Origin of the sequence: Microbacterium sp. Kw_RZR3, assembly GCF_029222405.1 — a bacterium.
Lineage (GTDB): Bacteria > Actinomycetota > Actinomycetes > Actinomycetales > Microbacteriaceae > Microbacterium.
This window is the reverse complement of the sequence record NZ_JARHXC010000165.1, coordinates 1-10,546: the sequence shown is the minus strand read 5'-3', so window position 1 is coordinate 10,546 and position 10,546 is coordinate 1. Positions and strand designations below refer to the sequence as shown.

Annotated in this window: 14 protein-coding genes and 1 pseudogene; 3 read left to right on the top strand and 12 right to left on the bottom strand. The window is 68.7% G+C overall.

The window, feature by feature from the left end:
- The 6 genes from P2P98_RS08705 to infC all read right to left on the bottom strand — a co-directional run.
- Positions 1–847, bottom strand: an 847-nt coding sequence (locus tag P2P98_RS08705) for a glutamate ABC transporter substrate-binding protein (protein WP_275799192.1), incomplete at its 3' end; no start/stop codon positions are given.
- Positions 848–971: 124 nt separating this feature from the next.
- On the bottom strand, positions 972–1,733 hold the full coding sequence (locus tag P2P98_RS08700; RefSeq protein WP_275799189.1) for an amino acid ABC transporter ATP-binding protein: 762 nt from the start codon (positions 1,731–1,733) through the stop codon (positions 972–974).
- Between the two features lie 88 nt (positions 1,734–1,821).
- The gene (locus P2P98_RS08695; RefSeq protein WP_275799187.1) at positions 1,822–2,619 is read right to left on the bottom strand and encodes an RNA methyltransferase; all 798 of its coding nucleotides are present in this window, start codon (positions 2,617–2,619) and stop codon (positions 1,822–1,824) included.
- A gap of 103 nt (positions 2,620–2,722) precedes the next feature.
- Positions 2,723–3,106, bottom strand: coding sequence for a 50S ribosomal protein L20 (gene rplT, locus P2P98_RS08690; protein WP_013583374.1), 384 nt, complete (start codon positions 3,104–3,106; stop codon positions 2,723–2,725).
- Positions 3,107–3,135: 29 nt separating this feature from the next.
- On the bottom strand, positions 3,136–3,330 hold the full coding sequence (gene rpmI / locus P2P98_RS08685; protein WP_058232311.1) for a 50S ribosomal protein L35: 195 nt from the start codon (positions 3,328–3,330) through the stop codon (positions 3,136–3,138).
- A gap of 48 nt (positions 3,331–3,378) precedes the next feature.
- Positions 3,379–4,077, bottom strand: coding sequence for a translation initiation factor IF-3 (gene infC, locus P2P98_RS08680; RefSeq protein ID WP_275799185.1), 699 nt, complete (start codon positions 4,075–4,077; stop codon positions 3,379–3,381).
- Between the two features lie 183 nt (positions 4,078–4,260).
- On the opposite strand from infC, the gene P2P98_RS08675 reads away from it, so the two are divergent.
- Entirely contained in the window at positions 4,261–4,677 is a 417-nt protein-coding gene (locus P2P98_RS08675; RefSeq protein WP_275799195.1) for a DUF1844 domain-containing protein, read from the top strand.
- Positions 4,678–4,934: 257 nt separating this feature from the next.
- On the opposite strand, the gene P2P98_RS08670 is transcribed toward P2P98_RS08675, so the two are convergent.
- From P2P98_RS08670 to P2P98_RS08645, 6 genes are read right to left on the bottom strand one after another with little or no spacing between them, the layout of a single operon-like run.
- Positions 4,935–5,753 carry an SseB family protein gene (locus P2P98_RS08670; protein ID WP_275799183.1) on the bottom strand — a complete coding sequence of 273 codons (819 nt, stop codon included), beginning with the start codon at positions 5,751–5,753 and terminating at the stop codon, positions 4,935–4,937.
- The gene (priA, locus tag P2P98_RS08665; RefSeq protein ID WP_058615273.1) at positions 5,737–6,483 is read right to left on the bottom strand and encodes a bifunctional 1-(5-phosphoribosyl)-5-((5-phosphoribosylamino)methylideneamino)imidazole-4-carboxamide isomerase/phosphoribosylanthranilate isomerase PriA; all 747 of its coding nucleotides are present in this window, start codon (positions 6,481–6,483) and stop codon (positions 5,737–5,739) included. The genes P2P98_RS08670 and priA overlap by 17 nt, the downstream gene beginning before the upstream one ends.
- A 46-nt stretch (positions 6,484–6,529) precedes the next feature.
- A complete protein-coding gene (gene hisH / locus P2P98_RS08660; RefSeq protein ID WP_058615274.1) occupies positions 6,530–7,180 on the bottom strand; it encodes an imidazole glycerol phosphate synthase subunit HisH in 651 nt (216 codons plus the stop codon).
- Positions 7,177–7,791, bottom strand: coding sequence for an imidazoleglycerol-phosphate dehydratase HisB (gene hisB / locus P2P98_RS08655; RefSeq protein WP_058594902.1), 615 nt, complete (start codon positions 7,789–7,791; stop codon positions 7,177–7,179). Before hisB ends, hisH begins: the two co-directional genes overlap by 4 nt.
- A complete protein-coding gene (locus P2P98_RS08650) occupies positions 7,788–8,873 on the bottom strand; it encodes a histidinol-phosphate transaminase (RefSeq protein ID WP_275799177.1) in 1,086 nt (361 codons plus the stop codon). Before P2P98_RS08650 ends, hisB begins: the two co-directional genes overlap by 4 nt.
- Before the next feature lie 39 nt (positions 8,874–8,912).
- Complete coding sequence (locus P2P98_RS08645) at positions 8,913–9,263, bottom strand: LysM peptidoglycan-binding domain-containing protein (protein ID WP_275799175.1); 351 nt, start codon at positions 9,261–9,263, stop codon at positions 8,913–8,915.
- A gap of 258 nt (positions 9,264–9,521) precedes the next feature.
- On the opposite strand from P2P98_RS08645, the gene lexA reads away from it, so the two are divergent.
- Positions 9,522–10,211: a transcriptional repressor LexA gene (lexA, locus tag P2P98_RS08640; protein ID WP_013583385.1), complete on the top strand. Its 690-nt coding sequence runs from the start codon at positions 9,522–9,524 to the stop codon at positions 10,209–10,211.
- Positions 10,212–10,294: 83 nt separating this feature from the next.
- Positions 10,295–10,546 (top strand): annotated as a pseudogene (locus tag P2P98_RS08635) (hypothetical protein); the annotation flags it as partial.

Genomic DNA, 10,546 nt, shown 5'->3' with positions numbered 1-10,546 from the left:
CCCAGGTGGAGCCGCCGTCGGTGAACATGGTGTTCACGAACTCCTGGAACGCGGTGTCGCCCTTGGCGAGGCCGACGCCGTAGCGCTCCTCGCTGAAGGGCTCGCCCGCGATCTTGAGGTTGTCGGGGTCCTGAGCGGCGTAGCCGAGAAGGATGGCCTCGTCGGTCGTCACCGCGTCGACCTCGCCGTTCTTCAGCTTCTCGACGCACTGCGAGTAGGTGTCGAACTCGACGACCTTGGCGGGTGTCTCTTCGCGGATGCGCTGGATCGGCGTCGAGCCGGTGACCGAGCACACCGTGGTGTCGGCGGTCAGCGAGTCCTTGCCGGTGATGGTGTCGTTGTCGGCGGCGACGAGCAGGCCCTGGCCCGTGAGGAAGTAGGGCCCGGCGAAGGCGATCTGCTCCTTGCGCTTGTCGGTGATCGAGTAGGTGCCGACGTAGTAGTCGATGTCACCGTTGATGATCGCCTGCTCGCGGTTCGCCGAGGCGATCGCCTTGTACTCGACCTTGGCACTGTCGGCCGGGTCGTATCCGAGCGACGCGGCGATCCACCGCGCGATGTCGACATCGAAGCCCTTGCGCTCGCCCGTGACGGGGTCGAGGTAGCCGAGGCCGGGCTGGTCTTCCTTGACGCCGATGACGACCTTGTCGGCCGCCTTGATCTTGTCGAACGTCGGGCTGTTCTCGATGGTGACGTCGGTGGCGACCGCGCCGTAGACCGGGGCGTCGCTGCTGCCGCCGTCGGATCCGGCATCGGGCGAGCCGGGGGTGCCGCTGTTGCAAGCCGTCAGGGCGAGCAGGCTCGCGGCGAGGACGCCGAGGCCCGTGAGAGTACGAGTTCTACGCATGTGATGTCTCCTTGGTTACGTGTGCTGTGCGGAAAGGGGTCGGTGACGGCGCGTTCGGGTCGGCCGGGGGGGAAAGGTGACACGAGTTGGGGCGAGAGAACCTCCTTGTTCGTCGCCTTTTCGATCAGTGCGTGATGAGCTTCGAGAGGAAGTCCTTCGCACGGTCGGACTGCGGGTTCGTGAAGAACTGCTCGGGAGCCGCCTGCTCTACGATCTGCCCGTCGGCCATGAAGACCACCCGGTTCGCGGCCTTTCGCGCGAAGCCCATCTCGTGGGTGACGACGATCATGGTCATGCCGTCCTTGGCGAGACCGACCATGACGTCAAGCACTTCGTTGATCATCTCGGGGTCGAGGGCCGAAGTCGGCTCGTCGAACAGCATGACCTTCGGCTTCATCGCCAGTGCGCGAGCGATCGCGACACGCTGCTGCTGACCGCCCGAGAGCTGGGCGGGGAGCTTGTCGGCCTGGTGACCGACGCCCACACGTTCCAGGAATGCCCGCGCCTCTTTCTCGGCATCCGCCTTCTTGAGCTTGCGGACCTTGATGGGACCGAGCGTGACGTTCTCGAGGATCGTCAGGTGCGAGAAGAGGTTGAACGACTGGAAGACCATGCCGACATCGGCACGCAGCTTCGCGAGCGCCTTGCCCTCTTCGGGCAGGCGCGCACCGTCGATGGTGATCGACCCGCTCGTGATCGTCTCGAGGCGGTTGATCGTGCGGCAGAGCGTCGACTTACCCGATCCGGAGGGACCGATGACGACGACGACCTCACCACGGTCGACGGTGAGATTGATGTCTTTCAGCGCCTGAAACTGGCCGTAGTGCTTCTGCACATCGGAGACGACGACAAGGGGCTCAGGGCCCGCCGGGGGAACGGATGCCATGCGTTCACCCTATGAGGATGATGTGCGTCCGACCAGCCTCTGGCGCACGCCTTAACCGTTCTGTAACAGCCGGGAACGTCCCGCGGGGTCACCGCGCGCGCTGAGCGAAGGCGGTCTCGTACAGGCACACGCTCGCGGCCGTCGCGAGGTTCAGCGACTCGGCGCGGCCGTAGATCGGCAGGCGCAACGACAGGTCCGCGTGAGCGAGCGCCGTGTCGTCCAGTCCCCGCGCCTCGTTGCCGAACAGCCATGCCGTCGGCTCCGACAGGAGGTCTCGGGATGCCAGGAAGTCGTCGCCGTCGACATCGGCGGCGACCACGCGCAACCCGGCCTCGTGCGCTCGCGCCACGACGTCGGCGAGATCGAGGTCGACCGCGACGGGAAGGTGGAACAGCGAACCGGTGGTCGATCGCACGACCTTCGGGTTGTACGGATCGACGGTGCGTCCCGTGAGGACGACGGCATCGGCACCGGCGGCGTCCGCGGCGCGGATGATCGTGCCGAGATTGCCGGGATCGCGCACCTCCTCGCAGATCGCGATGAGGCGCGGGTTGCCCGCGAGCACGTCCTTCAACGCCGTCGGAGTCTGCCGGGCCACCGCGACGATGCCCTGGGGCGTGACCGTGTCGGCCATGGCATCCAGGACCGCCTCGGTCGTGTACTGCAGGTCGACGCCCGCTCGCTCGGCGGCATCACGCACATCGGTGTGCTTCTCGAGAGCCGTCGGGGTCGCGTAGAGCTCGAGCATGGTCTCGGGAGCCCACGCGAGGGCTTCGCGCGCGGCCTGCGGACCCTCGAGGAGGAAGAGGCCGGTCTCTTGACGGGCGGCGCGCTTGCTGAGCTTGGCCACGGCGCGCACCCGCGGCGAACGGGGGTTCTCGAGCACGTCCTCAGTGTATGGCGTGGGCGGCATAGACCCCCGGATGCCGCGCGGAAACGACGAACGGGCGCCCTCCGCAGAGGACGCCCGTTCGGTGCGAAGACGCGTCTTACGCGGTCTTCGGGGCGTTGACGTCGCTGGGCAGCGCCGCCTTCGCGGTCTGAACCAGCGAGGCGAACACGGCGGGCTCGTTCACGGCGAGCTCGGCGAGCATACGACGGTCGACCTGGACACCCGCGAGGCCGAGGCCCTGGATGAAGCGGTTGTACGTGAGGCCGTTCTGGCGGGACGCGGCGTTGATGCGCTGGATCCACAGACGACGGAAGTCGCCCTTGCGCTTGCGACGGTCACGGTACGCGTACACCAGGGAGTGGGTGACCTGCTCCTTGGCCTTGCGGTACAGGCGCGAACGCTGACCGCGGTAACCGGAGGCGCGCTCGAGGATGACGCGACGCTTCTTGTGGGCGTTTACTGCCCGCTTGACTCTAGCCATTTCTGTTTCTTCCTAACGTGCGTCGGCGCTCAGAGACCGAGGAGCTTCTTGGCGACCTTCGAGTCACCGGCGGCCAGGACCTGCTCCTGGTTCAGGCGGCGGGTGCGCTTCGAGGCCTTGCCTTCGAGGTTGTGGCGCATGCCGGCCTGCTGCTTCATGAGCTTGCCGCTACCAGTCAGCTTGAAGCGCTTCTTGGCGCCCGAGTGGGTCTTCTGCTTCGGCATCTGTCTTCCTTCGTTGGTGTTCCCGACGGAGCGGGAGTCTGGGGAGCTTTACTCGGCGGGGGCCGAGCTGGGCGTTTCTTCCGGGGCCGAGTCGCCACGGGCAGCGCTGCGCGCCGCCTCGCGGTTCGCCGCGCGCTGCGCGTTCTGCTCGGTCTTGACCTCGGACTTGTTCTTGTGCGGGGCGACCACCATCACCATGTTGCGGCCGTCGATCGTGGGGTTGGACTCGACGGTGCCGAACTCGGCGACATCTTCCGCGAACTTGCGGAGCAGGCGCACACCCTGCTCGGGACGCGACTGCTCGCGACCGCGGAACAGGATCATCGCCTTCACCTTGTCGCCCGCCTGAAGGAAGCCCTCGGCGCGCTTGAGCTTGGTGATGTAGTCGTGAGCCTCGATCTTGAGGCGGAACCGGACCTCTTTGAGGACCGTGTTGGCCTGGTTACGACGCGTTTCCTTGGCCTTCTGCGCGGCCTCGTACTTGAACTTGCCGTAATCCATGATCTTGACCACGGGAGGCTTCGAGCTCGGCGCAACCTCGACCAGGTCGAGGTCCGCTTCCTGGGCCAGGCGCAGCGCAGCTTCGATTCGGACGATGCCGACCTGCTCGCCGTTGGGTCCGACGAGACGGACCTCCGGGACTCGGATGCGCTCGTTGGTGCGGGGATCGCTGATGCGGAACTCCTCTTGTGTGCGGGTGGTGGCCGCCGCGATCCGATCGAATCGCGGGCGAAGAGGAGTACACACGCCACCCGGCACGGCGCTGTCAGCACCGGCTTCTGCACCCAGACGACCCCGTGCGAAACGGAGCGGAGTGCGGGAACCCGGTAGCCTGGAGCGGCAAGCGCGGGTGGGATGTGATCCTCTTTCGTACGGAGTGAGACACTCCGAAGCCCGCCATAGTCTAGCAGAGAGATTCACGTGGACACGATCCCCTCCGACCAGCCCGCCGACGACCACTCCGCGCACCGCCACGGAGCCGAAGACGAGCGTCTCGCCCGCTGGGAGGAACAGGAGCGCGCCGCGGCCTCGGCCACCCGCGACATCGCCGACGTCCCCGCCGTCGAGGTCATCACGACCGCCGCCGTCCACCTCATGAGCGCCGCGGCGGTGAAGACCGGCCTGGCCGACGATCCGACGCAGCAGCTCGACCTCGACGAGGCCCGCAAGCTCATCAACGCCCTCGCCGGCCTCATCACCGCCGGCGCCCCCGAGATCAGCGACATGCACGCGCGCTCCCTGCGCGACGGGCTGCGGTCGCTGCAGCTCGCGTTCCGCGAGGCGTCGACCATTCAGGACCCGATCGGTAAGGGTCCGGGCGAGAAGTGGACGGGTCCCGTCACGTAGGTCGCTCGTTCTGGGGAGGTACCGGACTCCGGGATGCCATCCTCCCGAGGCAAGAGCAGGGCCCCTACCCCGATTGCCTCGGGAGAATGGCATCCCTTCGCCCTGCGCCACCGCAGGACAGCTCCTCCCTGACATCCGCGGGAAGAGGGGCGGCTCGGTGGACCGTGGGGTGGTCTGCCGGAGCCGAGGTCCCTGAGCCTGTCGAAGGGACCGGGACCGCGGAGGGCGACCCTCACACCGTCGGAGTGCTATGCGGGTCAGGCGTCGGAGCTGCGGTGCAACTTGACCGTGAGGGAGTCGACGAGCACGGCGATGCGATCGTCGGCCGACCAGCGGCGCGCGATGCGCGCCAGCACGGCATCCAGCTCCTCCTGTTCGAGGCCCGACATCAGCTGCAGATGCACCACCAGCTCGGGGCCGCGCAGGCGGCCCGTTGGATCGCCCGATTCGACCGCGAGATCGAGCACAGCGAGCTCCCCCGAGATGCTCTCCTGCAGTCCGGTGAAGATCGTCGGCGACGTGTGCGCCGGCTCCCACGGCTCGCCCTGCGCGATGGCCCAGACCGCGGGGCGGCGCAGGACGAACTCCGTTTCGGAGGCCGGGTCGACCACGATGAGCTCGGTGTCCTCGGACGCCGCGGCCAGGGCCGTGCGGCGGCCGTCCGCGGGGACGGGGCGGGCCGTGGCATCCCATGTCTGAAGAGCCGCGACGGACGTGAACACGGGCAGCACCTTGCGACCGTCGGGAGCCGCCACCGTCACGATCGACAGCTCTTGGGTCTTGTCGACCTCGAGTCCGTGCGCCCCGACGCCGTGATCGCCTTTCTCGGCGACGAGGGGGATCAGCAGGCGCGCTTCGCGGTAGGCGTCGACCACCGCGCGTGCGTCGCCCTCCCCCGCGCGGAACGCGAGCAGGGCCGCCAACAACGCGGGGTCGGCCGAGCCGTCGTCGCCCGAGTGGGGATTGGCCTGGAAGCTGCGCCCCTCCCATGGGACACCGGCCGAATCCGCGTGGGCGCCGTGCGCGTGGGCACCGTGCGCGTGGGCGCCGTGCGGATCGTCAGTGTCCGGCGACATCCAGTGCCTCGGCCAGCGTGAACTGGCCCGCGTAGAGCGCCTTGCCGACGATCGCGCCCTCGACGCCCAGCGGCACGAGCTCGCGGAGCGCCGCGATGTCGTCGAGGCTCGACACGCCGCCCGAAGCGACGATCGGCTTCGGCGTGCGCTGCGTCATCTCGCGCAGCAGCTCGATGTTGGGGCCGCGGAGCGTGCCGTCCTTTGTGACGTCGGTGACCACGTAGCGGCTGCAGCCGGCGTCCTCGAGGCGGTCGAGGACGGTCCAGAGGTCGCCGCCGTCGCGGGTCCAGCCGCGCGCCGCGAGCGTGGTCCCGCGGACGTCGAGACCGACGGCGATCGCTTCGCCGTAGCGGTTGATGACGTCGGCTGCCCACTCGGGGTTCTCGAGCGCCGCGGTGCCGAGGTTGATGCGGCTCGCGCCGCTCTCGAGTGCCGCTTCGAGCGAACGGTCGTCGCGGATGCCGCCGGAGAGCTCGACCTGCACACCCTTGACCTGCTTGATGACCTTGCGCATGACGTTCGCGTTGCTGCCTCGACCGAAAGCCGCGTCGAGGTCGACGAGGTGGATCCACTGCGCGCCCTGGCGTGCGAAGTCCGCCGCGGCGTCGACGGGGTCGCCGTAGCTGGTCTCGGTACCGGCCTCTCCCTGGGTGAGGCGGACGGCCTTGCCGTCGGCGACATCGACCGCCGGAAGCAGCACAAGTTCGGGCGTGGACGCGAAATCGTTCATGGCTCCTCGGGCCCGTCGGCGCATCTCGCCGAGCCTGGGCACGAGGTCACACAGTAGTCGTGCGCAGCCCGTCGATCCAATTGGCGAGGAGCCGGATGCCGGCCTCGCCCGACTTCTCGGGATGGAACTGCGTCGCCGACAGCGGCCCGTTCTCGACCGCCGCGAGGAACGGCGCTCCGTACGTGCACCAGGTCAGGACGGGCTCGGGGAACGGCGGGGTGACCTCGAGCGACCACTCCTGCGCTGCGTAGGAGTGCACGAAGTAGAAGCGCTCGTTCTCGATCCCGTCGAACAGGCGGGAACCGGCTCCGGATGCCACGGTGTTCCACCCCATGTGCGGGAGCACCGGGGCCTCGAGCTCGGCCACGGTACCCGGCCACTCCCCCAGGCCCTCGGTGTCGGCCCCGCGCTCGATGCCGCGCTCGAACATGACCTGCATGCCCACGCAGATACCGAGCACCGGGCGACCGCCGGCGAGACGGCGGTCGATGATCTCGCCGCCGCGGCTCTCGTTCAGCGCGCCCATCACGGCGCTGTACGCGCCGACACCAGGGACGAGCAAACCGTCGGCATCCAGGAGCAGAGAGCGGTCGGAGGTCAGTCGCGCATCGGCACCGGCCTCGATCAGGGCTTTGACAGCGGAGTGGACGTTGCCGGAACCGTAGTCGAGGACAGCGACGAGCGGCCTGGATGTCACAGTGCTCCCTTGGTGCTCGGGATGCCGTCGACCAGCGGGTCGAGCGCCTTCGCCTGGCGGAACGCGCGCGCGAGTGCCTTGTACTCGGCCTCGGCGATGTGGTGCGGATCACGCCCCCCGAGGACGCGCACGTGCACCGTGAGACCCGCGTGGATCGAGATCGCCTCGAACGAGTGCCGAACCAGCGAGCCCGTGAAGTGACCACCGATCAGGTGGTGCTCGAAGCCCGCGGGCTCACCCGTGTGCACGAGGTAGGGGCGGCCACTGATGTCGACGACCGCCTGAGCGAGCGCCTCGTCCAGGGGGACCAGGGCGTCGCCGTACCGCGCGATGCCCGACTTGTCGCCGAGTGCCTGACGGATCGCCTGACCGAGCACGATCGAGGTGTCTTCGACGGTGTGGTGTGCGTCGATGTGCGTGTCGCCGGTGGCGCGCACGCGGAGGTCGGTCAGCGAGTGCTTGGCGAACGCCGTCAGCATGTGATCGAAGAACGGGACCGTGGTCTGGATGTCACTGGCACCGCGTCCGTCGAGGTCGAGCTCGAGCTCGATGTGCGACTCGCTCGTCTCGCGTGTGAGAGAAGCGGTGCGGGGCGTGGCGGGGCCGGTCATGACCGCGATCCTACCGAGGCGAGGGCATCGAGGAACGCGGTGGTCTCGTCGGCCGTGCCCGCCGTGACGCGCAGGTGGTGCGCGATGCCGACGTCGCGGATGAGGACGCCGCGGTCGTACAACGCCTTCCAGGTGGCGGCGGGGTCGTCGACACCGCCGAAGAGCACGAAGTTGGTCCACGATTCGTGCGCCGAGTAGCCGAGCGCCGACACCGTGGCCGAGATCCGGTCGCGTTGAGCGACGATCTCGTCGACCATCGACAGCATGGTGTCGGCGTGGCCGAGCGCCGCCGTCGCCGCGGCCTGGGTGAGGGCGCTCAGGTGGTACGGGAGCCGCACGAGGCGCAGGGCGTCGACGAAGGCCGGATCGGCGGCGAGGTAACCCACGCGTGCACCGGCGAAGGCGAAGGCCTTGCTCATCGTGCGCGAGATCACGAGTCGAGGACGGCCGGGCAGCAGAGTGACGGCGGACGGCTCGTCGCGGGGCGCGAACTCCTGGTACGCCTCATCGACGATGACGATCCCGTCGGTCGCGTCGTAGACCGCCTCGACGACGTCCAGTCGAAGCGGCGTCCCCGTGGGGTTGTTCGGCGCGCACAGGAACACGATGTCGGGACGCTGCTCCCGTACCTGGGCCGCGGCCGACTCGGGGCTGAGCGTGAAGTCGTGCGCGCGCTCTCCCGCGATCCAGCGCGCCCCGGTCGCGCGCGTGAGGATCGGGTACATCGAGTAGGTCGGCGCGAAGCCCACGGCCGTCCGTCCGGGCCCGCCGAAGGCTTGCAGGACGTGTTGAAGCACCTCGTTCGAGCCGTTGGCCGCCCAGATCTGTTCGGGCGTCAAGCCGTGACCGAGGTAGCCGGCGAAGGCCTCACGGAGCCCGGTGAACTCCCGGTCGGGATACCGGTTGACGTCACGCAGCGCCCGGGCGACGGCATCCAGGATGTCGTCGGCCACTTCCGCCGGAACGGGGTGCGTGTTCTCGTTCACGTTGAGGGCCACGGGCAGAGCCGCTTGCGGAGCGCCGTAGGGCGTCATCCCGCGGAGATCATCGCGAAGAGGGAGGTCGTCGAGGCGCACAGTCACCCCACCAATGGTAGGCCGCCGCGACGATCAGCCGACGCCTCAGGGCGCGGCGAGGTACTCGGTGGGGATGGCGATGCGCTGGCCCGCCGAGACCGCTCCGCCGTCGAGGGCGTTCAGGCGCGAAATCTGCGCCACGACATCGCGGGGATCAGCCTCGGGAGCCACGTCTTCGGCGATCGACCAGAGGGTCTCGCCGCTCATCACGGTGATCTCGGCGAACGAGCCGCTCGGGGCACCGCTCTCGCTCGACGCGAGCGCGGACCCACCTCCGACGACGGCGATGGCGAGAGCGACCACCACGGGCAGCGCGGCGAGGAACGCCACGACACGGCGACCACGTGCGGTCAGACGCAGGCGAGTGGTGGGGGCGGTGAAGGTGATGCTGCTCATGGTGTGCTCCTTGGTGGGGAGAGATTCGCACCCCACCCTCGGCCGGGAGGGCGGTGGTGCGAATCTGTATTCCGAATCTATCTTCGATACTTTCGAGTGTCAACACCGGCTGTGATCGCAGACGAATCGAACGCGACACGCGTGAGGCTCCGTGTCATTCGGGTCGTCCACCGGATACGGTTTCGACACGGAGACCTCATCACCAACCTCCGACATTCGAATTTCCGCCGCAGAATGCGCGGCGCGAGGGGAGCTCAGATGACCGACGCGACGACCGCCGCCGGCCGCGAACGGCCGCAGACCCGGCGGCGCAAGAACCTCAGCGACAAGCAGCTCGCGATCCTCGAGGTGATCCAGCGCTCCATCGCGCGGCACGGCTACCCGCCGAGCATGCGCGAGATCGGCGACGCGGTCGGACTGAAGTCGCTCTCGAGCGTCACCCACCAGCTGAATCAGCTCGAGCTCAGCGGCTACCTGCGCCGCGACCCGGGCAAGACGCGCGCGATGGAGGTGCTCATCGACCTGCCCGGTGCCGCCGCCGAGAACCCGGCCGACACCGCGCCGGCGCTCGGTGACGCGGCCCTCGTCCCTCTCGTCGGACGCATCGCCGCCGGGGTTCCCATCACGGCCGACCAGCAGGTGGAGGAGATCTTCCCCCTCCCCCGCCAGCTCGTGGGCAAGGGGGAGCTCTTCATGCTCAAGGTGTCGGGGGACTCGATGATCGACGCCGCGATCTGCGACGGCGACTGGGTGGTCGTGCGCTCGCAGGCGACCGCCGAGAACGGCGAGATCGTCGCGGCGATGCTCGACGGCGAGGCGACGGTCAAGACCTTCCGCCGCCGTGACGGCCACACGTGGCTCCTCCCCCGCAACAGCGCGTTCGAGCCGATCCTGGGCGACGAAGCCGTCGTCCTCGGCCGTGTCGTGGCGGTGCTGCGCGCGGTCTGACAGCCTCCGTCAGCGCCTCCCGGTGGCGAGTCCGGTGCGCCTTGATGTCTCCGTGGCAAGGCCCGACCCGCCACAATGACGCCATGCCTGACGGACACCTCTCCCTCGCGCCGATCCTCGGCAGCGCCACACCGAAGACCCGGCTGAGGATCCGTGCCGTCGCATCCGTCGTTCTACTGGCTTTCGCGGTCCTCACGGTGCCTCTGGCCCTCGTCGCGGCGTGGGCGCGACTTCAGCTCGTCGACGAGGATGCCTTCGCGGCGACGCTCACCCCCCTGGCCGCCGACCCACGAGTGCAGAGCCTCGTGATCGACGAGGCGACGAGCGCGATCACG